This window comes from Streptomyces sp. NBC_00576, assembly GCF_036345175.1.
Classification (GTDB): Bacteria; Actinomycetota; Actinomycetes; order Streptomycetales; family Streptomycetaceae; genus Streptomyces.
This window is the reverse complement of the sequence record NZ_CP107780.1, coordinates 4,162,996-4,186,274: the sequence shown is the minus strand read 5'-3', so window position 1 is coordinate 4,186,274 and position 23,279 is coordinate 4,162,996. Positions and strand designations below refer to the sequence as shown.

The following is a 23,279-nucleotide window of genomic DNA, read 5'->3' as shown; positions in this document are numbered from 1 at the left end:
ACTCGTCTCACGTTCGCTCGCTACTCTCCCGCTCCGACAGCACAGTGCCGGATGAACGAACCGGGAGGCGGACGTGGCACGCGGAGGTCGTGGAGTTCGTGGAAGGCAGGGCCTGGCTCGGGTGGCCGTGGTCGTACGGGCCGGAGCGGCGCCCATGTGGTGGTTCGGAGTGTTCGCGGCGGGCATCGGCGTACTGATGCCGGGGATCACCGGCCGCCGGATCGGGGTCATGGCGGGGGCCGCGCTGTTCATCATCGCGACCGGGGTCGTGGCGTATCTGCGGCGCAGGCGCTACACCGCGCTCGCCGCCGGCCCCGCCCGGGCCGGAAAGCACGACGTGCTCCAGGACCGTGCGGTGACCGTGCGCAACTGGCGCCGAGGCCACCGCTGGTGGCTGCTGCTCGCCTTCGCCGCCGCGCTGGGCAGCTCCCTCGTGGTGCCCGCGGCGGGCGGGATGCTGCTCGCCGGGGCGGGTACCGGGCTGCGGCTGAAGGCCGCCTGGCTGGGCCGCCGCGAGCGTGCCGACGACGTACTGCTGTGGGTACGGGTCGACTGGCTCGGCCCGCGCTCCGGCGCCCCGGCGGGTAAGCCGGTCAAGGCCTACCGCGCCACGGGAATCGCCGCGGGCGACGCGACCCCGGGCGGGGCGCGCCGCCGCGGCGACATCCTGGTCTAGCCGGTCCGGCCAGGCCCTCGGTCCCTTCTCAGACCTCGATGTCCGCCTCGATCCTCTTCAGCTGGTGGCGGGCCATCGCCAGATTGGAGCGGCTGATGTCGAGCACCAGGTAGAGGAAGAGGCCGTTGCCGCCGCGCCCCTTCATCATGCGGATCAGGTGGTACTGGCTGGAGAGCGTGATCAGGATGTCCTCGATCTCGCCCTTCAGGCCGAGGTGCTCCATCGTTCGCATCTTGGCGCGGACGACGTCGGTGTTGCCGGCGGCTGCGACGTTCAGGTCGAACGTCTTGCTGCCGCCCATCGTGCCCAGGGCCATGCCGCTGGTGTAGTCGACGAGTGCGACTCCGGTGGCGCCCTCGATGGAGGTCAGCGCCTCTTTCAGCGCGGTCTCGGTGTTGGCCATGACGGTGTTCCTCTCCTGCTTCCGGTTCAACCTTCAGTGGTGGTACGCGCGTTGGGTGTGGTTGTCGGTGTGCGTGGCGCGCGCGGGGTTCTGGTTCGGGTGGGCATGGGGGCGGGTGCGGCTGTGGGGTTGGGGTTGGGGTTGAGCGTGGGTGTGGCGGCCGGTCTGGCCGGTGCGGGTGCCTGCTCCGTCTCGGCCGCCGCGTCCACCAGCTCCCCGATGCGGAGGCCGGCCCGGCGGCCCTCCAGGTGCAGTCGGCCGACGTTGACGCGGTCCTGGGCGAGCAGCGTCAGGACGGCGGTACGGCCCGCCGCGTACGTCGCCACATAGCCGTACACCCCGCGCACCAGCAGCTCACGGAAGTCGCCCTGGCCGGTCGCGTCCGCCATGCGCACGGCGACACTGAGCGCGGTGGCGGTGAGCGCCGCGACCGTCTCCGGTTCGACACCAGGGGTGTCCTGGACGAGGACGAGACCGTCGACGCTGGCCGCGAGGGCGCCGGTGAGCTGGGGCACGCGGGCCCGCAACCGGCGTAGTTCGTCCATGACTTCGGCCTCGGCTGCCATGAGTTGTTGTCTCCTCTCGGCACGCGGGCGCTGCCGCTCAAAGGGCCTCCAGCGCATCCCTGAGCCTCTTCAGCAGCGTGATGTCGGGGTCGGCGAACGACGGCGGCAGCGTCCCGGGGGGAGCAGGGGGAGCGGAGGAAGCGGGGGAAGCGGGGGGTGGTGAGGGGTCGGGTGGCGGGGCCGGGGTGGCCACCGGGGCTATGACCCCCGCGGCCGCCAGGCGCCGTACGTCCACCAGGGTGTGGAAGGCCGGACGGGCCAGCGCCAGGGCGATGTCCGCCGCCGTACGGACACCGTCGACCAGGGCCAGTACGGCGTGCTGGCGGGCGGAGACCGTCGGCGCTGCCGGGCTGCCGGAGCGCAGCAGCGGGGCGCTGTCGGGGGCCGGGTCGGGCCAGATGCGGTGCAGCAGGGCGCGCCGGCGCAGGGTCTCGTGCTCCACCGCCGCCACCGGCACCGGGCGCACCGGGCCGAGCCAGTGCGTGTCCCCGTATCTGAAGTGCCCCGGTGTGCCGCTGGGCGCGAGGGCGAAGTACGCCGCGTCGTACAGCGCCCCCAGGTGACACACCTCCAGGGCGCCCGCGCCGATCCGGCCGCTCTCGACCAGGAACCGCCCGACCCGGTTCCGCTCGCCGGCCGCGCCCACGGCGTCCCGCCAGCCCTGCGCGTCCAGCGTGCCCCGTGCCGTGAGCAGCACGTCGAGGCCCGGTACGGCCGGACTGTCGGCGTGCACGACCTGGCCGTCGGCGAGGTAGAGCGAGCCGCGTTCGCGGACCAGGACACCGGTGGCCCGCTCGGTGGCGAGCCGGGCGAGCATCGGCGAGACCCCGCCCCACGCCCGCTGCCGGGCCGCCGTCTTGTCCCGCACCGGCAGACGCGGCGGCGGGGTCGTCAGATTCGTGTACAGAGTCGTCATCCCAGCACCAGCCGTCCGGCCATCTCGCCGAGCCGGATGCGGGCCAGCGCGAGATTGCCGTCCGCGCGGGCCAGCCACAGGTGCAGGAACACGCTGCTGTCGAAGCTCGTCGTGACGAACCGCAGGACGTGATAGCTGTCGCGGTTGCTGATGATCAGGTCCTCGACCGGAGGGTCCTGAGCCATCCGGCCGTGGGCCGCCCCGCCTTCTGCGGCTGAACTGGGGTCCCCGTCGTCGGCCTCCGGGGCGAACGCGCGGTGCTCGGCGGCCAGCCGTGCCAGCTCGGCCGCCTCGGCCGCCATCGTCTCCGGATCACCGCCCGGGGATTCCCCGACGGTGCCCAGTGCCAGCCCGCTGGTCCAGTCGACCAGCGCGGCGCCCCGGGCACCGGGCAGCCGCATGGCTTCCAGTAAGCACTCGTCGATTCCGGGCACCCTTGGCCCCTCCTGCCTGTCCCGCTCGCGTCTGTCCGGCCGGTGTTCGCTCGCTCAGCCTGGAGTTCGGCCGACGGATGTTCGGCCAACCTGGTGTTCGGCTGAGTGACGCAGACGCTACGCAACGTGTGCATGAGGAGTGAGAGATCTGGCATTTTCCAGTGGAACATGCGCCGGATGACTAAGGTGGGTCGACTGACCCTGTTTTCAGGGCAGTTGACCTGCATCTTCCCCGGAGTCCGTCAAGGGCGTGCTGAGGGGGAGGCGGTCGTGGAGAGGGTGGTGAGCGCGGAGGCGTGCGCCCCTCCGGATTCGGCCACGATCGCGTCGACGGTCTGCGGCTCCCGTACGACCGCGAAGGCGACACCCCCGGCCCCGGCGTCACCGCCGTCACCGCTCCCGTCCGGTACGAAGCCGTAGATCCCGGGCCGGGCAAGGGAGTTGTACGAGTAGTGGTGCGCGAAGTAGTACGCGCCCGTGTCCAGTGCCGCCGCGTAGTCGCCCTGTTCGAGCAGCGGCAGTGCGCGCCCCTCGGCGAGCAGGTCCCCCGAGAAACAGGCGGGCCCGGCCACGTCCTGCACCACGTCCGCCCCGGCCTTGGGGTGCCCCTTCCCGTCGTACGCGGCGATCCTGAGCGGCCACGACCCCGGCGCGTACACCGTCCGCGTCGCCACCTGCACGCCCGCGTGGGTGACCGCGACCGGCCGCCCGCCGGCGCTCTTCGCGTACTCGACCCGCGCCACCACCGTGCCGTGCTTGGCCAGCAGCGACCGCCCGAATTCGGTCACCAGCCCGTACCGCCCCCCGAACAGCCCCGGCACCTCCTCGCCCAGCAGCCGCGCGTACTGCGCGTACGTCGGACTCGTCGCGTCCGACGTGAAGTTGACCGGCAGCCCGCCGCCGATGTCGATCGTGTCGATCTGCCGACGCCCGACCCGCTGGTTGATCTCCTCCGCGAGCGCGTAGGTCTCCGCCACGCCCCGGACCATCAGCGACAGCGGGATGCCCTGCGATCCGGTGTGCGCGTGCAGCCTGGTCAGCCACGGGCGCTCGGCGTACGCCCCCACCATCCACTCGCGCGCCCCTTCGTCCAGCAGTGCGACCCCGAACTTCGAGGTCGCGGTGGCGGTGGACGTGGCCCCGATCGACCCTCCGCCGATCTGCGGGTTCACCCGGATTCCGATCGGGGACCGGCTGGTCGCGGACCGCATCAGCGCGTCGATCCGGTCCAGCTCCTGCGGGTTGTCGGCGTTCACGGCGATGCCCAGCGCCAGCGCCTCGCGCAGCTCGGCGGGCGTCTTGGCGGGCGAGTCGAGCACCGTCCGGTTCGGCGGCACCCCCGCCGCCCGCGCCAGCGCCAGCTCCCCCGGGCTCGCCACCTCGGCCCCGATGCCCTCCTCGCGCAGCAGCCGCAGTACGGGCACCAGCGGGGTCGCCTTCACCGCGAAGGCGTGCAGTACGGGCGTGCCGGGCGCCACGACCGCGTCGAAGGCGGCGCGCAGCTCGGCGGCGGACTCGCGGATGCCGATGACGTCGAGCAGTCCGACGATGGGTGCGTCGGCGCGGAGCAGTCCCTGTTCCACGGCGGCGCGTACGGCTTCGTCCCGGCGGGTCGTCCGATTGGATCCGTTGTTCTCCATTGCGTCCCCCGTGGTGTCGATCCGTGTCGATGGGTCAAGCCAAACATCCGCGGCGCGCGCATGCCGGTGCACGAATGTATTGACTAGTTCTATTCATGGGGTCAGGATGTGAATAACAACTGTAATAGTCCGCTAGCAGTCCGCTGGGAGGCAGACCATGTCAGGACCCCGCCCCGTACGAGCCCCGCGCGGTACGGAACTGAGCGCCCTGGGATGGCAGCAGGAGGCCGCCCTGCGGATGCTGCAGAACAACCTGGACCCCGAGGTCGCCGAGCACCCCGACAAGCTCGTCGTGTACGGCGGCACCGGCAAGGCCGCCCGTGACTGGCGCTCCTTCGACGCCATGGTCCGCACCCTGCGGACGCTGAAGCAGGACGAGACGATGCTCGTCCAGTCGGGCCGCCCCGTCGGTGTCATGCAGACCCACGAGTGGGCCCCGCGCGTACTGATCGCCAACTCCAACCTGGTCGGCGACTGGGCCAACTGGGAGGAGTTCCGCCGCCTGGAGGCCCTCGGCCTGACCATGTACGGGCAGATGACGGCCGGCTCGTGGATCTACATCGGCACCCAGGGCATCCTCCAGGGCACCTACGAGACGTTCGCCGCCGTCGCCGCCAAGAAGTTCGGCGGCACCCTGGCGGGGACGATCACCCTCACCGCCGGCCTCGGCGGGATGGGTGGTGCCCAGCCGCTCGCCGTGACGATGAACGACGGCGTCGCGATCTGTATCGACGTCGACCCGCGTGCCATCGAGCGCCGCATCGAGCACCGGTACCTCGACGTGAAGGCCGACTCCCTGGAGCACGCCCTCCAGCTCGCGGTGGAGGCACGTGACGCCCGCCGCCCGCTCTCCATCGGCCTGCTGGGCAACGCGGCCGAGCTGCTCCCGCGCATGCTCGCCGAGAGCGCCCCCATCGACATCGTCACCGACCAGACCTCGGCCCACGACCCGCTGGCCTACCTGCCGGTCGGCGTCGACTTCGACGACCTGGCGTCCTACGCGGCGAAGGACCCGGCCGGCTTCACGACCCGGGCGCGCGAGTCGATGGCACGGCACGTGGAGGCGATGGTCGGCTTCATGGACGCCGGTGCCGAGGTCTTCGACTACGGCAACTCGATCCGGGGCGAGGCCCAACTGGCCGGATACGAGCGGGCGTTCGCGTTCCCCGGTTTTGTGCCCGCGTACATCCGCCCGCTCTTCTGCGAAGGCAAGGGCCCCTTCCGCTGGGCGGCGCTGTCGGGCGAGGCGTCCGACATCGCGAAGACGGACAAGGCGATGCTGGAGCTGTTCCCAGAGAACGAGTCGCTGCACCGCTGGATCAAGATGGCGGGGGAGCGGGTCCACTTCCAGGGGCTGCCGGCCCGGATCTGCTGGCTCGGCTACGGCGAGCGGGACAAGGCGGGCGAGCGCTTCAACGACATGGTGGCGAGCGGTGAGCTGGCCGCGCCGCTGGTGATCGGCCGCGACCACCTGGACAGCGGGTCCGTCGCGTCTCCCTACCGGGAGACGGAGGCCATGCTCGACGGCTCCGACGCGATCGCCGACTGGCCGCTGCTGAACGCGATGGTCAACGTGGCGTCCGGGGCGTCGTGGGTCTCCATCCACCACGGGGGCGGTGTCGGTATGGGGCGGTCGATCCACGCCGGGCAGGTGTCGGTGGCCGACGGCACGAAGCTGGCGGGCGAGAAGATCCGCCGGGTGCTGACCAATGACCCCGGGATGGGTGTGATCCGGCACGTGGATGCCGGGTACGACATCGCGGAGTCGGTCGCGGACGAGCGGGGCGTGCGGGTGCCCATGCGTGAGGGGGACGACGCGTGAGGGGTCTTTCTGGCGGGGGCGGCGACTCTTCGGTGGGGAGTGGGGATGCGGCGCCGGCCGCGGGGTCGGCTGCGCCCACCCTCCCCCACCCTCAGCCGAGTGGCGGCACCTCTTTCCAGGAGATGTGGCGGGAGCTCGCCCCCATCGGGCGGCACCCCGAATCACGCGGCTATCGCCGCTACGCCTGGACCGGGGTCGATCTCGAATGTCGGGCCTGGTTCAAGGAGCAGGCCGAGAGTCGGGGGCTGGGCTACGAGGTCGACCGGAACGGGAACCAGTGGGCCTGGCTCGGGGATCCCGCCGCGGGGGATGCCGTCGTCACCGGGTCGCATCTCGACTCCGTGCCCGATGGCGGGGCATTCGACGGGCCCCTCGGAGTCGTCTCCTCCTTCGCCGCCCTCGACGAACTCCGGGGCCGGGGTGTGCGGTTCGGCAAGCCGCTGGCCATCGTCAACTTCGGGGACGAGGAAGGCGCCCGGTTCGGGCTGGCCTGTGTCGGGTCACGGCTCACCGCCGGTGCCGTCAGCGTCGAGCAGGCGCGGTTGCTGACCGACGGCGCCGGCGTCACGCTGCCGCAGGCCATGGAGGCCGCCGGGTACGACCCGGACACCATCGGGCCGGACCCCGAGCGGCTCGCACGCATCGGTGCCTTCGTCGAGCTGCACGTCGAGCAGGGGCGGGCTCTCGACCTGAGCGGCGACCGCGTCGGCATCGCCAGTGCCATCTGGCCGCACGGCCGGTGGCGGTTCGATTTCCGCGGCGAGGCCAATCACGCCGGTACGACACGGCTCGTCGACCGGCGTGACCCCATGCTGTCGTACGCCGAGACAGTCCTCGCCGCCCGGCGCGAGGCGCAGCTCGCCGGTGCTGTCGCCACCTTCGGGAAGATCGCCGTCGAGCCCAACGGCGTCAACGCCATCCCCTCCCTCGTACGCGGCTGGCTCGACTCCCGCGCCGCCGACCAGCGGTCCCTCGACACCGTCGTCTCCGGCGTCGAGAAGGCGGCCCGTGAGTACGCCGAGGCGCACGGCGTCGATCTCGACGTCGTCCGGGAGTCGTTCACCCCTGTCGTCGAGTTCGACCACGCCCTGCGCGACGAACTCGCCCGTCTGCTGGGCCGGGACGGAGGGGACACCGGTCTCACCGTCCCCGTCCTGGGCACCGGTGCCGGACACGACGCCGGGATTCTCTCCGGGAGCATCCCGACCGCCATGCTGTTCGTGCGCAACCCCACGGGCGTCTCGCACTCCCCGGCGGAGTACGCCGCCGAGGACGACTGCGTGGCCGGGGTGACCGCACTCGCCGACGTACTGGAAGGGCTGGCCCGCACGTGACGCACCCTCATCAGCACGCGCATCCGCAGCGCACCTACTGGCTGGAGCACGCCTGGCTCGACACCAACGTCGAGCCGGGCGTCGCCCTGGAGGTGAAGGACGGCCGTATCGCCGCCGTCCGGACGGGGGTCGACGCCCCGCCGGCCGGCGCCGAGATCCTTCGCGGGCTCACTCTTCCCGGCCTCGCCAACGCCCACAGCCACGCTTTCCATCGCGCCCTGCGCGGCACCGTCCAGGTCGGCAGCGGCACCTTCTGGACCTGGCGCGAGGTCATGTACTCCTTCGCCGACAAGCTGACCCCGGACAGCTACCACTCCCTCGCGCGTGCCGTGTACGCCGAGATGGCCCTCGCCGGCATCACCGCGGTGGGCGAGTTCCACTACGTCCACCACGCCCCGGGCGGCGCCCCTTACGCCGACCCGAACGCGATGGGCGAGGCCCTCGTCGAGGCCGCCGCCGACGCCGGAATCCGTATCACCCTCCTCGACACCGCCTACCTCTCCTCGGCCATCCTGAACAAGCACAGCGGACAGGACCCCAACCGCCACCAGCTCCGCTTCTCCGACGGCACGGCCGACGCCTGGGCGGAACGCTGTTCAGTTCTCAAGGATCGGGATCACGCGCGGATCGGTGCCGCCATCCACTCCGTACGAGCCGTGCCCGCGGGCCAGTTGGCGACCGTGGCCCGCTGGGCCGAGGAACGGCGGGCGCCACTCCATGTGCACCTGTCCGAGCAGACGGCGGAGAACGACGCCTGCCAGGCCGCACACGGGTGCACGCCCACCCGCCTCCTCGCCGACCACGGCGTCCTCGGCCCCCGCACCACGGGCGTCCACAACACCCACCTCACCGACGACGACATCGCGCTCCTCGGCGGCAGCGGCACCGGTACCTGTATGTGCCCCACCACCGAACGCGACCTCGCCGACGGCATCGGCCCCGCCGTCGCCCTCCAGCGCGCGGGCTCACCGCTCTGTCTGGGCTCCGACAGCCACGCCGTCATCGACCTGCTAGAAGAGGCGCGCGCCATGGAGCTGAACGAGCGCCTGCGCACCCGCACCCGGGGTCACTGGACAGCGGCGGCCCTGCTCCGGGCGGCCTCGGCCGACGGCCACGCGGCCCTCGGCTGGGACGATGCGGGCACCCTTGAGGCGGGTGCGCTCGCCGACTTCACGACGATCGCGCTCGACTCGGTCAGAACTGCGGGGCCGGTGCCTCGCCTGGGAGCGGAGACCGCGGTATTCGCAGCGTCGGCAGCGGATGTGCGCCATACGGTCGTGGCCGGCCGGCACGTCGTGCGCGACGGGGAGCACACCCTCGTACCCGAGGTGCCACAGGCGCTGGCGGCCGCTGTCGAAGCCCTGCGCGGCTGACCCCCGTACGCACCCCGGCCCGCATCCCTGCTCGCAGGCCCGCCACCCACGAGGACGCCATGAACAGCACCAGCACGCCGAGCAGCCCGGGCAGCCCGAACCGGACGAACAGTGCTATCGGCAGCACGACCGACACCACCACCGGCACGACGACTGTCATCACGAACATCGGCAGCCTGGTCACCAACGACCCCTCTCTCGGCGACGAATCCCCTCTTGGACTGATCCTGGACGCGGCCGTCGTCATAGAGGGCGACCGCGTCGTCTGGACCGGTGAATCCAGCAAAGCACCCACCACTGACAATCGGGTCGACGCCGGTGGCCGGGCCGTTCTCCCGGGCTTCGTGGACTCCCACTCCCACCTCGTCTTCGCGGGCGACCGGACCCAGGAGTTCAACGCCCGCATGTCCGGGCGCAGCTATACGGCAGGGGGTATCCGCACGACCGTCGCCGCCACCCGCGCCGCCTCGGACGCGGAACTGGAGGCCAACCTCACGCGTTACCTCCGCGAGGCCCTCCACCAGGGCACGACGACCTTCGAGACCAAGTCGGGATACGGCCTGACCGTCGAGGACGAGGCCCGCGCCCTGCGCATCGCCGCCGCCCACACCGACGAGGTCACCTACCTCGGCGCCCACATCGTCCCCCCGGACTACGCCGACGACCCGGCCGCCTATGTCGCCCTGGTCACCGGCGAGATGCTCGACGCCTGTGCCCCGTACGCCCGTTGGGTCGACGTCTTCTGCGAAAAGGGCGCCTTCGACGGCGACCAGGCGCGCGCGATCCTCACCGCGGGCAAGGCGAAGGGGTTGCATCCGCGCGTCCACGCCAACCAGCTCTCGTACGGTCCGGGGGTGCAGCTGGCCGTCGAACTCGACGCCGCCAGCGCCGACCACTGCACCCACCTCACCGACGCCGACGTGGACGCCCTCGCGAACAGCGACACAGTGGCGACCCTCCTGCCCGGCGCCGAGTTCTCCACCCGCGCGCAGTGGCCGGACGCCCGCCGTCTCCTCGACGCGGGCGTCACGGTCGCGCTCTCCACGGACTGCAACCCGGGATCCTCCTTCACCTCCTCCGTCCCCTTCTGCGTCGCGCTGGCGGTACGGGACATGGGCATGACCCCGGACGAGGCGGTCTGGTCGGCCACGGCGGGGGGCGCGCGAGCCCTCCGCCGCACCGACATCGGCCGTCTCACGCCCGGGGCGTACGCCGACCTGACACTCCTGGACGCCCCGAGCCATGTACACCTGGCCTACCGGCCGGGGGTTCCGCTGGTCAGCGGGGTGTGGCGGCGGGGCGTACCGGTGATCTGAAGGAACCGACCGGTCAGAGGCCGTACCTGTTCTTCAGGTGGCGCCAGAAGTCACGGAACATCCACTTGTCGAACTCCGTGATCTGGGTCGCGCTGCCCGCGTTCATGATGAAGCAGCACTGGCCGGTCGGGGTCCAGTCGTAGAAGTCGTCGAGCCCGAAGGTGTGGCCGACCTCGTGCAGGTAGATGTGGATGTTCTCCTGGTCCAGGGTGCTGGTGAAGTACTCCTGGCCGACGCGCTGGCCCCAGTCGCCGCCGGCGCCGCCCTGGAAGCCCTTCGTCAGCCACAGCGACTGGTCGTAGTGCCGGGACGCACCGCCCGGGCAACGTGAGTAGTTGCCGTCCTGGTGGAAGAAGCGGCCGCAGTCCGGGGCGCACTGCGGGGAGCCGCCGCCGTCGAGGTTTCCGGCGTAGATGTCGACGGAGTTGTCGGTCCACTGGAGGGTCGAGCGGTTCTTCACGGCCCAGCCGACGATGTTGACCGGCACGCTGGTGTATGGCCAGGCGTTGTGCCCCTTGCCGTTGTCGACCATGGCCGCCATCCACTTGCCGAACTGCTTCTTCAGCGCGGTGTGGATCCGGTCGCGCAGGGCGGTGCTGACGGGCGCGTCGGACTCCCAGCGGACGCAGTAGTTGACGCTTCCCCGGTTGGCCATGACCTGGTCCCAGCCGTAGTTGCGGAAGCCGTAGAGGTCCGGATAGGTCGACGAGACGTGGTTCCACACCTCGTTCAGCGGCTGTACGAGGTTCGCGGGCGGGTTCCAGTCGTCGGCGGCCTGTGCCTGTGCCGCCGTCACGGCGGGAGCGGCGAACGCCGCCGGCAGACCGGGGGCGGCGATCAGCGCGGCCAGCGCCGCGAGGACGGCCAACAGACGTGCGATGTGTTTGCGCATTGGTGAACTCCCTTTGTGGGGAACGGGATTCACCCTCGGGTTGCCACCGGCCGCGTGCGGGGTTGCCCATGTGTGCGCGGCGGCATTTCACTCCTTCCTCGTCCGGTCTCGTCCGGCGGAGTGAAACGTGCCCCCGCCGGGGGAGGTTGGCGGATACGGACTTTTCAGGTAGCGCCGGCCCGCCACCGCTGCCCCGATCCGCCCGTCAGCGGTGCGAGGACCAGGCCGCCGTCGACGTCCGGAGTGAGCCCCGTCGCGATGGCGATCGCGGGGCGGATCACGCCGTCGGAGTCCACGGTGAAGCGCAGGTTGACGCCGTTGTCGTCGTCGTTCACCGACGCGCACTCCCAGATGCCCACGCCCTTGTCCACATCACCCCGGCTGTCCAGGCACAGGCCGGTGTCGGCGGCCGAGCGCAGGAGCCCCAAGCCGGCGTCGACGCGCCAGCGTTGGGTGGCGGACGACGCGGAGCAGGGCGCCGTGAGGACGTCCGTGCCCTTCTCCAGGACAGCGCCCCGGATGTCCAGGCAGCGACCCGAGGCGACGTTCACCACCTGGGCGTTCGAGGCTCCCGGCGCCCGGAACACGGGTGTGGGTGTGGGCGTGGATTTGGCCGTGGGGGTCGGAGTCGGAGTCGGGGACGGGGTGGTCTGCGGTCGTGAAGTCGACGGCGGAGAAGGGGAGTCGATGGCTGTCGGCGAGGAGGGGACCGTCGCTTCGGGGCGGCTCGGTACCGAGGTGACCGGGAGGCTGCCCGACGGGTTCCGCTGACTCGACGAGCCGTCGCCCGGCGACAGCAGCACGATCAGCAGCGGGATGAGCGTCGCGCCCAGCACCGCCGAGGCCAGCACGAACCGCCGACGGGACCGCCGTGGCGGTGCCCCCGGCCAACTGACCTCCGGGGAGCGGGCGTTGGTACGGGTGACCGTCGGCGCGTCCCGTGCGTACGCCGGGCCGCTCCACGGCAGCAGGCCGTCCCCCAGCGCCGTGCGCGGGTTGTCGCGCAGGGCGGAGAGCTCCTGGTAGGCCACCGAACAGTGCGGGCAGATGACCATGTGGGAGTTCAGGTCCGTGCTGTGGCGGGGGTTGACGGGGCGGACCGACTCCTCGATCAGCCGTCGGAAGTCCTGGCAGCGCGGATCGTCGGAGGCGGCCAGCCGGGACCGCAGACAGGCCTGGGCCAGGCCCTGGAGCGCCGAATCCAGCTCGTACGTCACGTCCTCGCGCGTCAGACCGAGGAGAGCGGCGGTCCGGTCCTCGGACTCGCGCTCCACGATGCCGTACCAGATGAGGCCCTGCGTGCGGGACGGCAGCGACTGGAACGGGCCCAGCATGGGCGGAGGCGGCATCAGGCCGACTCCGCCCGCCGCGTTCTGTGCGTTCGACGGATTCGACTGGTTGAACTGGTTGAACTGGATCGACGGGTTCAGTGTGTTCAGGACGAGGAGCAGGCTCGAGTCGAGGCCCGCCGCACGCTCGTCCGTTGCCCAGCCGGCCGCCAGGTCGGCCGTCAGCAACAGGAGTTGGTGGCGCCACGGCACGCTCGGCTCCGCACCGCGTGCCGCGTCCCGGGCCGCCGTCGTGAACGCCTGGGCCGCCAACTGCCCTGCCGTGGAGTCACTCGTCGTGCACAGGCGGGCGTAGGCGAGGACGGACGCGCGGTGGCGGGCACGGAGTTCCTGCAACGCCGGGTACGCGGTGGGGGAGTTGGTGCGGAGTAATTCGGTGAGGTGCGCGTCGGGCGCGTCCGCGTGCACCGCGTACAACTCGCTGTCGTCGTACACCCCGCTGTGGTCGGTGTCCCGGGACATCCGTCCGCCTCCTCGCACCCCCGGCCCGTCCCCGTCCTGACGTAGCAGCCAGTCTGGGGGCGGTCTCGGTGACGCAGGGGGCCTTTGGGAAAAGAGGGGAGAGGTTTCCGTAGGTAACCGGAAACCGTTCCTGTGCCGGGTGCGGGCCCGGGAGGCCCCCCGGCCGTAGGGACGGGGAGGCCCTGCCTCGATGCTGCGGCCGTCAGCCCTCGACCATCAGGCCCTTCCGCAGCCGCTGCAAGGTCCGCGACAGCAGCCGCGAGACATGCATCTGCGAGATGCCCAGCTCCTCGCCGATCTCCGACTGGGTCAGGTTGGCGACGAACCGCAGCGAGAGGATCTGCCGGTCCCGGGGAGGGAGTTCGGCGATCAGCGGCTTCAACGACTCGACGTACTCGATGCCTTCGATGCCGTGGTCCTCGTACCCGATGCGGTCCGAGAGCGCGCCCTCGGAGTCGTCCTCCTCGGGCTGTGCGTCAAGTGAGCTGGCGGTGTAGGCGTTCGACGCCGCCATGCCCTCCACGACCTCGTCCTTGGAGAGGTCGAGACGGTCGGCGAGCTCGGCCACGGTGGGGGCGCGGTCGAGCTGCTGGGCCAGTTCGTCGCCCGCCCGGGCCAGGTCGAGCCGGAGCTCCTGGAGCCGGCGCGGTACGCGGACGGACCACGACGTGTCACGGAAGAAGCGCTTGATCTCACCGACGATCGTCGGCATCGCGAAGGTCGGGAACTCGACGCCACGGCTCAGCTCGAAGCGGTCGATCGCCTTGATCAGGCCGATCGTGCCGACCTGGATGATGTCCTCCATGGGTTCGCTGCGCGAACGGAAGCGGGAGGCGGCGAACTTGACCAGCGCGAGGTTGAGCTCGACGAGGGTGTTCCGGACGTACGCGTAGTCGTGTGTGCCTTCTTCGAGGGACTCCAGTCGCGCGAAGAGGGTTTTCGACAGGGCCCGGGCGTCGACCGCCCCCACCTCGTCGAACGGCGGGATCTCGGGGAGCCCGTCCAAGGGGTCCGGAACGCGTGGGCCCGGGAAATGCTGGTCCAGCTGCTGGGAGTCCGTGTGTTCCGGAGGGGGTGTCGACGTCGTCGTCTGGGTATGCGATGCGTCGAGCCGGGGTGACATGGTGTCCTCCATGGTTCTCGGCATAAGGCTGCCGAAGCCGGTGCGTGCGGTGCGGTGTGCGGCGCCTCCAATGCCGGCCGTGTCGGGTGCGTGTCTCGGGCCGGCTCGCTGCACGAACCGGCTCAGTACTAGCCCTACCCGTTTCCCCGAGCCCGCCGCAAGTGCGTTGCGTTCCCTTATGTCCATATATGGGCGTTAGTTCAGGTGTCGGAGAGTGTGAGGAAGGCGTAGTGTTCGTGGACGTCAGTCGGGCGCGAGTGGGCGCCGGCAAACAGCCACGACCTCGGGAGTAGAGACGGCATGGATCGCGGGACGGTCGGCAGCGCGCAGTCTGGCCGGCTTCTGGTCGAGGTGCGGCATGAGGGCAACAGCGCCGTCGTGACACCGGCGGGTGAGCTGGATCACCACACCGCCGACCTGTTGCGTGAACCGCTCGAGGACTGCCTCGCGAAGGGCCTTGCGCGGCTGGTCGTCGACTGCACGCGCCTGGAGTTCTGTGACTCCACCGGCCTCAACGTGCTGCTCGGCGCCCGCCTGAAGGCGGAGGCGGCGGGTGGCGGGGTGCATCTCGCCGGAATGCAGCCGGTGGTCGCGCGGGTGTTCGAGATCACGGGTGCGGACGCTGTTTTCACCGTCCACGAGACGCTTGCCGACGCCCTGGCGGACGAGCCTCCCCGGTCCCCCGGGTCTCCTGAATCCTCCTAGTCTTCCTGGCCGAGTCTCCTTGGTCGGCCGACCGGGCTGTTGAGCGCGCTCATCTGGGGGGTGTTCTGTCGGTTCCGTCGGGCAGGAGACATCCTGAATATGCACACAAGGGCGTGCGTAAGGAACAGTGTTGAATGACGACCGTGTACGTGAACCGGTGAATCGGTGAGGTGAAGCGCTGATGAGCACCACCCGGCCCGACTCGCCGGGCTCCTCGGAGTCCTCCGAGTCCAGCGGCGCTCCCGGGAGTCGGCAGACCCGCAGCCTGGGTTTCGGCGGCGAGAGCGGTGTCGTTCCGCTCGCCCGTGACTTCGCCCGGCAGGCGCTGTACGCGTGGGGCTGGCTCCCCGCCGACACCGCGGACCAGCGGGCCGCCGCCGAGGACGTACTGCTCGTCGTCTCCGAACTCGTCACCAACGCCTGTCTGCACGCCGAGGGCCCGGACGAGATGTGGATCACCTGCGACAACAAGGTGATCCGGGTCGAGGTCTCGGACCGGGGCACGGGTCAGCCCGCCCCGCGCACGCCGCACAGAGCCGGGCGCCCTGGCGGCCACGGGATGTTCATCGTGCAGCGGCTGTGCCTGGACTGGGGCGTCGTACGAACCCCCGGCGTCTCGGGCAAGAGGGTGTGGGCGGAGCTGGGCGCTCCGGCGTAGTTCCCGCCGTTCCGGCGGCGAAGCGCCACTCGAAGCACGCCGAAATCGCGCCGATCCGGTGTGTGCTGTGTCTTCCAACTGTTGGTCCCCGGGCGTACCTTGACGGCCGATCCGCGATCTGATGTGCCGTCAGAAAAGCCGATAGGACCGCCAGGAATGGGGGACGACGATGTCGTACCACCGGACATGCCGCCGAACGCACCCGAAACGAAGCGCCGCGCTCGCGTCCGTCGCGGCCCTGGCCGGATCGGCGGTTCTGATGGCCGCCCCCGCCGCCCGGGCCGAGATCGTGGACGTCAACTACAGGTGCGACACGCCGATCGGCGTCAAGAGCGCCCTCTCGTCCATCGACATCAAGGCGGTGGAGAGCGGCGGTGCCTACCAGGTCACGATGTCCTGGCAGAAGGGTGTCTCGTCCAGCCCGGTGGAGCTGGGCAAGGGCGCGATGAGCCCGAGCGCCACGATCAAGCTGGGCGGCGCGGACAGCGGCACGCTGAATGTCAGCGGGCCCGCGAACCAGGCCGCGCTCCCCGCCAACACCCCCATCAAGATCAATGACCTGAGCGGTACGTACAAGCCGTCCAAGAACGGCAAGGTCACCTTCACGGCCGGCGTCCTGACCATCAAGGCCGCCGGTACGACCACCACGTGCACGCCCACCAACAGCCCCAAGCCGTCCCTGACGCTCGACGTCACGGGGGCCTCGGGCGGCGGTGACACCGGCGGTACGGGCGGTACGGGCGGTACGGACCCCGGTACCGCACTCCCGCAGACCGGTCCCGAGGACTCCGTGATCGCGCTGGGCACGCTCGGCGGCACGGTGCTGCTCGCGGGCGCGGCGGGCGCGCTGTGGCTGACGCGCAGGAACCAGGCGGGGGCCGTGCGACGGCAGTCGGCGGCACGCCGCTGAGGACCGTACGAGACCGTACGACATCCGGGAGCCGCCGATGCGTGTCCTCTGCCCCAGCCTCAGACCCAGCCCCTGCCTCCTCAGCCTCCTTGGCCTCGTCGCGCTGCTGTCCGCGGGGACGCCGGCCGCGGCCGACGAGGGCTGGTCCGTCGCGCCCCTGGGCACCGGCCGGCCGTACTTCTACGCGGAGGGCACCCCAGGAACGGTTCTCCAGGACACCCTCTCCGTCCGCAACCCGACGGCGCGGACCCTCAACGTGCGGCTGAGCGGCGGCAGTTGGCTCACCCTTGCCGTCCCGGAGGTCGACGTCCCCGCCCGTACCCGCGCCGACGTGCCCTTCACGGTACGCATCCCCGACGGCACGCCTCCCGGCGACCGCACCACCACGATCAGCGCCCGCGCCCTGGGCCGGACCGCGACGGTGCGCGTCCAACTCCGGGTCGGGGGACCCCGGTTGCCCGCGCTGACCGTCGAGCACGTGAGGGTACGCGGCGACCGTATCGCGTACGAGCTGGTCAACCGCGGTACCACCGACCTGGTCCCGACGCTCGCCGTCCGCGCGGACGGCGTCCTCGGCCCCCTCCTCGACCGGGCACCGCGCACTCTCCCCGTACACCTGCCCCCGGGCCGCCGCCTCGCCCTCACCGAACCCTGGTCCGAGCGCCCGGTGTTCGATGCGGTCGACGTCCGTCTGACGGTCACCGCGGCGGACGGGACGGTACGCGACGAGGCGGGCGCGTCGGTGCGGTTCGTGCCGTGGGGCGGGGTGGCGGGGGTCGCGGGGGTGCTGTGTGCGGGCGGAGCCCTCGGGGTCGTACGACGGCTGAGGCGGCGTAAGCGACGCGATGAACCGCCGTGCGAACACGCGGAGTTGGCGGCGGAGACGGACGAGCTGACGGGGGCGATGACGTGATGCGGCGGATTCCTGCACTGGTCGCGGCACTGGTGATCGCACTCCTGATGCTGCCCACGGCCGCCGCGGCAGCCGCCGACGGGCCGACCGTCAAGGTCTCCAAGTCCGAGGCGGGGACCGGCGGTTCGATCGTCGTGACGGGGGCCGGCTGGCAGCCGAAGGTGCTGCTGATGATGCTCATCTGCGGCAGGGCGGAGCCGTCCCGTGGCGTGATCGGCGGCACCAACTCCTGTGCCAACGCGGACGCGAGAGCCGTCACCACGGACACGACGGGCGGCTTCAGCAAGAGCCTGCCGGTGGTCGACCCGCCGGTGCCGTGTCCATGTGTGGTGCATGTGGCGACGGTGACGGGAGCGTCGCAGTCAGCAGCCGACGCGGTGTTCAAGGTGGCCGGCCACGCGGTCGAACCGTTGCCCGCGCAGGTCGGGGCGGGCCGTCTCTCGGTCCTCACGGACCCGCGGCTGGACGGTTCGAGCGGGGTGCTGACCTGGTTCGGGGCGCCGCCCGCGCGAACGCTGGCGATCACCGTCGGCAACCTCGGTACGGCGGCCGTCAAGGACCCGGTCTTCCAGGTCGGCACCTCCCACGGGGTGTTCGCCCCGCAGTGGGAGGAACAGCAGTGGCGCGGCACGATCCAGCCGGGCGGAAAGGCACGCGTCGAGCTGCCGGTCGCCCTGGCGGGCGGGGCGCACGGCGACTACACGGTCTCGCTGAAGTACGCCGGCAAGGTGCTCATGGAGCAGCCGTGGGGCGTGGGCCGGCCGTGGGGCGTGACCCTGTTCTGGGTCCTGGCCGGTGTTGTCGTACCGGCGGCGGTGTTCCGCGTCGGGATGGCGGTGGTGGACCGGGTACGGCCACGCGGGCCGGGCGGAGCGGGCGGGCGACCGTCGGCGGTGCGTCGCGGCAGGGCGCCGCGGATGCCCGAACTGACGCTGCGCATGCCCAGGTCGGGCGCGCGGGAGGACCGCGACCCGGCCCGGACGGCGACCGCTTCCTCGACGCTGCCGTGGTTCACCCCGGGCGCAGACCCGGGCACGACCACGGTCACGGTAACCGTCACGGACGCAGACCCAGACCCACACGCGGGCACTCCGACGACCAACACGACGAAGACGAGGGGAAACACGTGAGAACGCAACGGAGACGGAGCGGGAGTGCGGCAGGGGCCCTGTTGCTGCTCGGCGGAGCGGGCGGTGTCCTGCTGGGCATGGCCGCGGCGGGGCCCGCCCAGGCGGCCGAGGTGTCGTACGCGACCAAGTGCGTGCCGCCGGCGGCCTCCGGCCTGGAGCCCGTCAACGGCACGACCAAGGTGGAGATCACCGCGCCCGCGACAGCGAAGGTGGGCGACGAGGTGGACGTGGTCTGGAAGTTCACGCAGGCCGCGTCGAAGAACCCGGACCTGATCGACCTACCGGCCAACTCGGTCCAGCCGAGCGGCGTGTTGAAGGCGGCCGGGGCGCAGACCGCCGACATCGCGATGTTGGGTACGCGCCAGAACCCGGCGATCCCCAAGGGCGGCGCGATGGTCCTTTCCGACATGAAGGGCAAGGTGAAACTGACGACGGCGGGAGACCTGACGCTGACGCCGGACGCGTACACGATCAACGCCTTCGGGACGGACACGAAGTGCGCGCCGACGGAGACGGTGCGGCCGTCGGTGACGATCAAAGTGACAGCGGGGGACGGCGGTTCGCAGACGCCTACACCGACACCCACACCGACGGACACGGACTCCCAGTCCCCGAGCCCCACTCCCACTCCGACCCCGACGGACACGTCGAAACCGACACCGTCACCGACGGCCACGCCGAGCCCCTCCGACACGGCGAGCGATGACGGTCAGACGGACTTCACAGGCAAGGAGGTGCAGATCCCGTACAAGTGCGACACGCCCCTCGGCGACAAGAACGTGACGAACCCCATCCAGATCAACGCCAAGAAGAACGGCGGGAGTTACGACCTCACCGTCCAGTTCAAGGGCTCGGTGATGAACAGTCCTGCCGACCTCCCGGCCAACTCCGTGAAGCCGTCGATGGAGGTCGTCCTCGGCGGGTCCGACACGGGCACGGTCCATGTCGAGGGCGCTGCGAACGCGGAGCCGATCAAGACCGGCGACGCGATGACGATCAACGACATGAAGGGCACGTACAAGCCCGGTGCGACCGGTGAAACGACCCTGTCACCAGGCGTGCTGACGGTGGATGCCCTCGGTACGACGACCGTCTGCACGCCGTCCCCGACCGCGGTCTCCCTGACCCTGGACACGGAGGAGCAGGCGAGCGGAGCGTCGGGCAGCACCTCGGCCTCCGGCAGTACGTCGACCAGCGGAGGGCTCGCGAACACGGGTGCCGAGAACAACGGCGCCCTGAAGGCGCTGGGGCTGGTGGCCGGAACGGTGATCCTGTCCGGCGTGGCGGTGTTCACGTTCATGCCGGGACGCCGGCGCCTGCGCTGAATCGCTGAACGGCGGCGTCGCCGTCGCCGTCAGGACCCCGCCCCGGAGCGTGCTGTCGGGCGGGGTCCCGCGTATTACCCTGCGGCTCACGTGTCGTGGGCTTCCAGCAGGTGGGCCCGGAGCCGTACGTTCGCGTCGCTGACCGCGCTGTAGTCGAAGGCGGCCTTCACCGCACTCCGTCGTGCGGCGAGTTCCCGGCAGGCCTCGCAGCCGCCCACCGGCGCGGGCGGGCGGTACTCCGCGTAGGAGGAATGCACCGGCGGGCGCGGTGTCACGACGTACACCCCCGTCCGTGTCTGTCGTGCTCGCTCAACTCCCGCTCGCAGTCGTCGGCTTCGCCCGTGCGACCGGCCGCCCGGGCCGCGTCCCGCTGGGTGGCCAGCGCGTCGCACACGTCACAGGGTGGCGCGTCCGCCCGGGCGGGGACCGTCGTCACGACGACCACCGTGCGAGCGCTGCCTCCAGCGTGCGCAGAACCTCGGGAGTCGGCGCCGCCCAGGCACCGGACGGGGTCCAGGAGGGGGCGGGGGTGGCGCGGGGCGCGACGGTGGGGTTGCGACGGGGGAGACGGGGGAGGGTGGGCGTCGTCATGCGGGTCACTCCTCGGGTGGAGGTTCCGGCGTATGCCTGTGCTGCGTGCAGTCGCCGAATTACTGTGCGTGTTCAGCTAGGACGAGCATGCCGCGTCCGTGGGGCGGAAACGCCGTGGACAGGGCCGTATGCCCACGTTCGGCGGGGCTTATTTCCACTACGCCCTATAGCAACCCACAGTTACCGCAGGGAGAGAACGAGATGTCGCAACGGCGCACCGTGACGGGCCTCAGTCGGCAGCCGCGGGCCCGGTTCGCCGAGGAGCTGAAGGCGTTGCGGGAGGTGAACGGGGACAGTCTGCGGCAGTTGGGCGAGAAGGTGGGCTGGGACTTCTCGCTGTTCGGGAAGATGGAGAACGGCCACACGCTGGGCAGCGCCGAAGTGGTGCAGGCGCTCGACCAGTACTTCGGTACGGGGAAACTTCTGGTGACGTTGTGGGAGCTGGCGTTGGGGGACAAGGCCGAGTTCAAGGAGCAGTACCGCGCGTACATGTGCTTGGAGGCCGAGGCACTCAGCCTGTGGCACTTCGGGTTGAGCAGCATCCCCGGTGTCCTGCAGACACGTGGGTACACGACCGAGGTCCTCGCGGCGGGCGGCATCAAGGGCGAGGAGCTGACCCGGCAGGTCGAGGCACGCCTCGACCGTGGCGAGATGCTGGCTGCGGAGGATGCGCCGCGATTCCGTACGATTCTGTACGAATCGGTGCTGCGGTTGGTGCTACGTGATCCGGGGGCCTGGCGGGAACAGTTGGAGCATCTGGTGGGGATGTCCGAGCGCCCCAACGTGACCGTGCAGGTGCTGCCGTTCAGTGCAGGACCGTTCGGGCTGATGAACACCGACGCGATGTTCCTGGGCCTGTCCGACGGCCGCGTTGTGGCTTACACGGAGAACGACCTCCACGGTGAACTCATCGAAGGGGGAGGCCAGATCGAGCGCCTGCAATCTGCTTACGATCCGATGCGCGACCTGGCGTTGTCCCCCGCCGAGTCGCGGAAGTTCATCAGGGAGATGCTGGAGGAGGCACGATGCGATCCATCGACCTGAGCGCAGTCGTGTGGCGCAAGAGCAGCTACAGCAACACCGACGGCGGCCAGTGCCTCGAAGTCGCCGACAGCCTCTCCCTCGTCCCCGTCCGCGACTCCAAGACCCCCGACGCCCCCGCCCTCATACTCCGGGCCACCGCCTGGACCCCCTTCGTCACCGCCGTACGCCGCGACGAACTCCCCGCCTGCTGACGGACGTACGCCCGTCAGCTACCGAGGCGGGCTTCAGGGCTCGCCAGATCCCAGTGCTGCGCCCCCGCCCACTCCGCGAAGGTCTGCCAGCCCACCTCGGGGTGGTCGCGGCGCAGGCCCTCCACGTCCACGTCGAGGCCGGTGGCGGCGAAGTAGCGGAACATCGCGGCCAGATCGGCCGAGTGCGCCTCGATCTGGGCCAGGGGAACCGGCGTGAACTCGATCGGTCGGCCGCAGACGGCGGAGAGGGTCTCGGCGATCTCCGTGCACGTCAAGCGGTCGGACGCGATGTCGATGCGCCGCCCGGCGAACTCCTCGGGGCGCCGCAGGACGAGCGCCGCGAACGCGCCGATGTCGGCGGCCGGGATGAACGGCAGCCGCAGGTCGGCGGGGAGCGGCAGGGCGAACCGGCCTTCGCGCAGGCCGCTCAGCGTCCACTCGCTGGTGTAGTTGTCCATGAAGACCCCCGGGGCGATGACCGTCCACGGGATGCCCAGGCTCCGCAGACGGAGTTCGACGCGGTGCTTGGTCTCGAAGTGGGGGATACCGGTGCCGCGGTCCGCGTTGGCGGCCGAGGTGAACACGATGTGCCGGACGGTTCCGCTCGCGGCGGCGGCGTCGAGGAGCGAGATCGCCTGCCGCACTTCGGCGTCGGCGACGCTCTCGGCGTCGCCGCGGTGGAGCGTGGACATGGTGAACAGCGCGTCGGCGCCGGCGAGCGCGGCATCCAGGCCGGCCCGGTCGTCGAAGTCGGCGTACGCCACCTCCGCGCCGAGCCCGCGCAACTCCTCGGCGGCCGTGGACGACGGGCGACGGGTCAGCGCGCGGACCCGTGACCCGTGGCGGAGCAGGGCCCGCGCGGTGGCGCCGCCCTGGGCGCCGGTCGCGCCGGTGACAGCGATGACGGGCTGATAAATTGTCTGCGTCATGCAGTAAACGTACACGCATTGTCTGCGTCACGCAGATATTAAGGAGGGGTCGTGCCCCGAGACGACCGGACGGCCGGCCTGGAGCTGGACTCCCGGCGGTATGTGGCCTCGTACGTGCTGTTCAACCAGGCGGTCGCCGACCACCTCGGGATGCACCCGACGGACGTGCAGTGCCTCAGCCTGCTCGGCATCGAGCCCGGCCCCTTCACGACCGGCAGGATCGCCGAGCTGACCGGCCTCACCAGCGGCTCGGCGACCCGGCTCGTCGACCGCCTGGAGAGGGCCGGGTACGTCACCCGGCAGCGGGACGAGGAGGACCGGCGACGGGTACTGGTCGTGCCGGTGGCCGCGGCCATGCGGCGCCTCGGCGAGTTCTGGGACTCGCTCGCCGAGGGCTGGCTGGCGACGTTCGAGGGCTACACCGAGCAGGAGCTGGCCCTGCTCGGCCGGCACATGCGCCGCACGACCGAACTCGCCCAGCGGCAGATCGAGTATCTGCGTGCCCTGCCCACGGAGCCGAGGTGAGCCCCGGCGTCCGTGGGCCGCACGCACGAGCCGCGCAACCGACGTACAGGAA

At 71.0% G+C, this 23,279-nt stretch carries 26 protein-coding genes; 14 read left to right on the top strand and 12 right to left on the bottom strand.

Features of this window, described 5'->3' with window-relative positions; genetic code table 11:
- Positions 1-154 precede the first annotated feature (154 nt).
- The gene (locus OG734_RS17705) at positions 155-676 is read left to right on the top strand and encodes a hypothetical protein (protein ID WP_330293701.1); all 522 of its coding nucleotides are present in this window, start codon (positions 155-157) and stop codon (positions 674-676) included.
- A 28-nt stretch (positions 677-704) separates the two neighbouring features.
- On the opposite strand, the gene OG734_RS17700 is transcribed toward OG734_RS17705, so the two are convergent.
- The 5 genes from OG734_RS17700 to OG734_RS17680 all read right to left on the bottom strand — a co-directional run bounded on the left by OG734_RS17700 (position 705) and on the right by OG734_RS17680 (position 4,635).
- Complete coding sequence (locus OG734_RS17700; RefSeq protein WP_307628484.1) at positions 705-1,079, bottom strand: hypothetical protein; 375 nt, start codon at positions 1,077-1,079, stop codon at positions 705-707.
- Between the two features lie 26 nt (positions 1,080-1,105).
- Positions 1,106-1,645, bottom strand: a complete 540-nt coding sequence (locus OG734_RS17695; RefSeq protein WP_330288466.1) for a roadblock/LC7 domain-containing protein — start codon at positions 1,643-1,645, stop codon at positions 1,106-1,108.
- Between the two features lie 37 nt (positions 1,646-1,682).
- Positions 1,683-2,561, bottom strand: coding sequence for a transcriptional regulator (locus OG734_RS17690; RefSeq protein WP_330288465.1), 879 nt, complete (start codon positions 2,559-2,561; stop codon positions 1,683-1,685).
- Positions 2,558-2,995, bottom strand: coding sequence for a hypothetical protein (locus tag OG734_RS17685; RefSeq protein ID WP_330288464.1), 438 nt, complete (start codon positions 2,993-2,995; stop codon positions 2,558-2,560). The genes OG734_RS17690 and OG734_RS17685 overlap by 4 nt, the downstream gene beginning before the upstream one ends.
- 242 nt (positions 2,996-3,237) lie before the next feature.
- A complete protein-coding gene (locus OG734_RS17680; protein ID WP_330288463.1) occupies positions 3,238-4,635 on the bottom strand; it encodes a diaminopimelate decarboxylase in 1,398 nt (465 codons plus the stop codon).
- 157 nt (positions 4,636-4,792) lie between these two features.
- On the opposite strand from OG734_RS17680, the gene hutU reads away from it, so the two are divergent.
- The 4 genes from hutU (at position 4,793) to hutI (ending at position 10,480) form a co-directional block, all read left to right on the top strand.
- On the top strand, positions 4,793-6,457 hold the full coding sequence (hutU, locus tag OG734_RS17675; protein WP_330288462.1) for a urocanate hydratase: 1,665 nt from the start codon (positions 4,793-4,795) through the stop codon (positions 6,455-6,457).
- Positions 6,458-6,579: 122 nt separating this feature from the next.
- Complete coding sequence (locus OG734_RS17670) at positions 6,580-7,791, top strand: allantoate amidohydrolase (protein WP_443064871.1); 1,212 nt, start codon at positions 6,580-6,582, stop codon at positions 7,789-7,791.
- Positions 7,788-9,164 carry a formimidoylglutamate deiminase gene (locus OG734_RS17665; RefSeq protein ID WP_330288461.1) on the top strand — a complete coding sequence of 459 codons (1,377 nt, stop codon included), beginning with the start codon at positions 7,788-7,790 and terminating at the stop codon, positions 9,162-9,164. Before OG734_RS17670 ends, OG734_RS17665 begins: the two co-directional genes overlap by 4 nt.
- A gap of 59 nt (positions 9,165-9,223) precedes the next feature.
- Complete coding sequence (gene hutI / locus OG734_RS17660) at positions 9,224-10,480, top strand: imidazolonepropionase (protein WP_330288460.1); 1,257 nt, start codon at positions 9,224-9,226, stop codon at positions 10,478-10,480.
- Positions 10,481-10,493: 13 nt separating this feature from the next.
- Here the strand turns inward: hutI and OG734_RS17655 are convergent, their stop codons facing one another.
- The 3 genes from OG734_RS17655 to OG734_RS17645 all read right to left on the bottom strand — a co-directional run bounded on the left by OG734_RS17655 (position 10,494) and on the right by OG734_RS17645 (position 14,306).
- On the bottom strand, positions 10,494-11,372 hold the full coding sequence (locus OG734_RS17655) for a hypothetical protein (RefSeq protein WP_330288459.1): 879 nt from the start codon (positions 11,370-11,372) through the stop codon (positions 10,494-10,496).
- 164 nt (positions 11,373-11,536) lie between these two features.
- Positions 11,537-13,183, bottom strand: a complete 1,647-nt coding sequence (locus tag OG734_RS17650) for an RICIN domain-containing protein (RefSeq protein ID WP_330288458.1) — start codon at positions 13,181-13,183, stop codon at positions 11,537-11,539.
- A 202-nt stretch (positions 13,184-13,385) separates the two neighbouring features.
- A complete protein-coding gene (locus OG734_RS17645; protein WP_330293699.1) occupies positions 13,386-14,306 on the bottom strand; it encodes an RNA polymerase sigma factor SigF in 921 nt (306 codons plus the stop codon).
- Between the two features lie 300 nt (positions 14,307-14,606).
- Here OG734_RS17645 and OG734_RS17640 point away from each other — a divergent pair, with 300 nt between their 5' ends.
- The 6 genes from OG734_RS17640 to OG734_RS17615 all read left to right on the top strand — a co-directional run bounded on the left by OG734_RS17640 (position 14,607) and on the right by OG734_RS17615 (position 19,947).
- On the top strand, positions 14,607-15,011 hold the full coding sequence (locus OG734_RS17640; RefSeq protein ID WP_330288457.1) for an STAS domain-containing protein: 405 nt from the start codon (positions 14,607-14,609) through the stop codon (positions 15,009-15,011).
- Positions 15,012-15,192: 181 nt separating this feature from the next.
- A complete protein-coding gene (locus tag OG734_RS17635; protein WP_330288456.1) occupies positions 15,193-15,669 on the top strand; it encodes an ATP-binding protein in 477 nt (158 codons plus the stop codon).
- 169 nt (positions 15,670-15,838) lie between these two features.
- On the top strand, positions 15,839-16,579 hold the full coding sequence (locus OG734_RS17630; protein WP_330288455.1) for an LPXTG cell wall anchor domain-containing protein: 741 nt from the start codon (positions 15,839-15,841) through the stop codon (positions 16,577-16,579).
- 37 nt (positions 16,580-16,616) lie between these two features.
- The gene (locus OG734_RS17625; RefSeq protein WP_330288454.1) at positions 16,617-17,492 is read left to right on the top strand and encodes a COG1470 family protein; all 876 of its coding nucleotides are present in this window, start codon (positions 16,617-16,619) and stop codon (positions 17,490-17,492) included.
- Complete coding sequence (locus OG734_RS17620) at positions 17,492-18,622, top strand: hypothetical protein (protein WP_330288453.1); 1,131 nt, start codon at positions 17,492-17,494, stop codon at positions 18,620-18,622. The genes OG734_RS17625 and OG734_RS17620 overlap by 1 nt, the downstream gene beginning before the upstream one ends.
- A gap of 44 nt (positions 18,623-18,666) precedes the next feature.
- The gene (locus OG734_RS17615) at positions 18,667-19,947 is read left to right on the top strand and encodes a hypothetical protein (RefSeq protein ID WP_330293698.1); all 1,281 of its coding nucleotides are present in this window, start codon (positions 18,667-18,669) and stop codon (positions 19,945-19,947) included.
- 86 nt (positions 19,948-20,033) lie between these two features.
- On the opposite strand, the gene OG734_RS17610 is transcribed toward OG734_RS17615, so the two are convergent.
- Genes OG734_RS17610 through OG734_RS17600 form a run of 3 tightly spaced genes read right to left on the bottom strand, consistent with a single transcriptional unit; the run spans position 20,034 to position 20,538 of the window.
- Positions 20,034-20,222 (bottom strand): hypothetical protein, encoded by a 189-nt coding sequence (locus OG734_RS17610; RefSeq protein WP_330288452.1) that lies wholly within the window; start codon positions 20,220-20,222, stop codon positions 20,034-20,036.
- The gene (locus OG734_RS17605; protein WP_330288451.1) at positions 20,219-20,383 is read right to left on the bottom strand and encodes a hypothetical protein; all 165 of its coding nucleotides are present in this window, start codon (positions 20,381-20,383) and stop codon (positions 20,219-20,221) included. The genes OG734_RS17610 and OG734_RS17605 overlap by 4 nt, the downstream gene beginning before the upstream one ends.
- On the bottom strand, positions 20,380-20,538 hold the full coding sequence (locus OG734_RS17600) for a hypothetical protein (RefSeq protein WP_330288450.1): 159 nt from the start codon (positions 20,536-20,538) through the stop codon (positions 20,380-20,382). Before OG734_RS17600 ends, OG734_RS17605 begins: the two co-directional genes overlap by 4 nt.
- Before the next feature lie 201 nt (positions 20,539-20,739).
- On the opposite strand from OG734_RS17600, the gene OG734_RS17595 reads away from it, so the two are divergent.
- Complete coding sequence (locus tag OG734_RS17595) at positions 20,740-21,582, top strand: helix-turn-helix domain-containing protein (RefSeq protein ID WP_330288449.1); 843 nt, start codon at positions 20,740-20,742, stop codon at positions 21,580-21,582.
- Positions 21,564-21,773 carry a DUF397 domain-containing protein gene (locus OG734_RS17590; protein WP_330288448.1) on the top strand — a complete coding sequence of 70 codons (210 nt, stop codon included), beginning with the start codon at positions 21,564-21,566 and terminating at the stop codon, positions 21,771-21,773. The genes OG734_RS17595 and OG734_RS17590 overlap by 19 nt, the downstream gene beginning before the upstream one ends.
- A 14-nt stretch (positions 21,774-21,787) precedes the next feature.
- Here OG734_RS17590 and OG734_RS17585 read toward each other — a convergent pair whose 3' ends face one another.
- The gene (locus OG734_RS17585; protein ID WP_330288447.1) at positions 21,788-22,702 is read right to left on the bottom strand and encodes an NmrA/HSCARG family protein; all 915 of its coding nucleotides are present in this window, start codon (positions 22,700-22,702) and stop codon (positions 21,788-21,790) included.
- A gap of 51 nt (positions 22,703-22,753) precedes the next feature.
- Between OG734_RS17585 and OG734_RS17580 the strand changes: the two genes are divergently transcribed.
- Positions 22,754-23,227, top strand: coding sequence for a MarR family winged helix-turn-helix transcriptional regulator (locus OG734_RS17580; RefSeq protein ID WP_330288446.1), 474 nt, complete (start codon positions 22,754-22,756; stop codon positions 23,225-23,227).
- The last annotated feature ends 52 nt before the right edge of the window (positions 23,228-23,279 follow it).

Excerpts from the sequence above, each read along its gene's own strand:
- OG734_RS17705 (WP_330293701.1), top strand. The coding sequence starts at position 155 with ATGTGGTGGTTCGGAGTGTTCGCGGCGGGCATCGGCGTACTGATGCCG.
- OG734_RS17700 (WP_307628484.1), bottom strand. The coding sequence starts at position 1,079 with ATGGCCAACACCGAGACCGCGCTGAAAGAGGCGCTGACCTCCATCGAG.
- OG734_RS17695 (WP_330288466.1), bottom strand. The coding sequence starts at position 1,645 with ATGGCAGCCGAGGCCGAAGTCATGGACGAACTACGCCGGTTGCGGGCC.
- OG734_RS17690 (WP_330288465.1), bottom strand. The coding sequence starts at position 2,561 with ATGACGACTCTGTACACGAATCTGACGACCCCGCCGCCGCGTCTGCCG.
- OG734_RS17680 (WP_330288463.1), bottom strand. The coding sequence starts at position 4,635 with ATGGAGAACAACGGATCCAATCGGACGACCCGCCGGGACGAAGCCGTA.
- hutU (WP_330288462.1), top strand. The coding sequence starts at position 4,793 with ATGTCAGGACCCCGCCCCGTACGAGCCCCGCGCGGTACGGAACTGAGC.
- OG734_RS17670 (WP_443064871.1), top strand. The coding sequence starts at position 6,580 with ATGTGGCGGGAGCTCGCCCCCATCGGGCGGCACCCCGAATCACGCGGC.
- hutI (WP_330288460.1), top strand. The coding sequence starts at position 9,224 with ATGAACAGCACCAGCACGCCGAGCAGCCCGGGCAGCCCGAACCGGACG.
- OG734_RS17655 (WP_330288459.1), bottom strand. The coding sequence starts at position 11,372 with ATGCGCAAACACATCGCACGTCTGTTGGCCGTCCTCGCGGCGCTGGCC.
- OG734_RS17650 (WP_330288458.1), bottom strand. The coding sequence starts at position 13,183 with ATGTCCCGGGACACCGACCACAGCGGGGTGTACGACGACAGCGAGTTG.
- OG734_RS17645 (WP_330293699.1), bottom strand. The coding sequence starts at position 14,306 with ATGTCACCCCGGCTCGACGCATCGCATACCCAGACGACGACGTCGACA.
- OG734_RS17640 (WP_330288457.1), top strand. The coding sequence starts at position 14,607 with ATGGATCGCGGGACGGTCGGCAGCGCGCAGTCTGGCCGGCTTCTGGTC.
- OG734_RS17635 (WP_330288456.1), top strand. The coding sequence starts at position 15,193 with ATGAGCACCACCCGGCCCGACTCGCCGGGCTCCTCGGAGTCCTCCGAG.
- OG734_RS17630 (WP_330288455.1), top strand. The coding sequence starts at position 15,839 with ATGTCGTACCACCGGACATGCCGCCGAACGCACCCGAAACGAAGCGCC.
- OG734_RS17625 (WP_330288454.1), top strand. The coding sequence starts at position 16,617 with ATGCGTGTCCTCTGCCCCAGCCTCAGACCCAGCCCCTGCCTCCTCAGC.
- OG734_RS17620 (WP_330288453.1), top strand. The coding sequence starts at position 17,492 with ATGCGGCGGATTCCTGCACTGGTCGCGGCACTGGTGATCGCACTCCTG.
- OG734_RS17600 (WP_330288450.1), bottom strand. The coding sequence starts at position 20,538 with ATGACGACGCCCACCCTCCCCCGTCTCCCCCGTCGCAACCCCACCGTC.
- OG734_RS17595 (WP_330288449.1), top strand. The coding sequence starts at position 20,740 with ATGTCGCAACGGCGCACCGTGACGGGCCTCAGTCGGCAGCCGCGGGCC.
- OG734_RS17590 (WP_330288448.1), top strand. The coding sequence starts at position 21,564 with ATGCGATCCATCGACCTGAGCGCAGTCGTGTGGCGCAAGAGCAGCTAC.
- OG734_RS17585 (WP_330288447.1), bottom strand. The coding sequence starts at position 22,702 with ATGACGCAGACAATTTATCAGCCCGTCATCGCTGTCACCGGCGCGACC.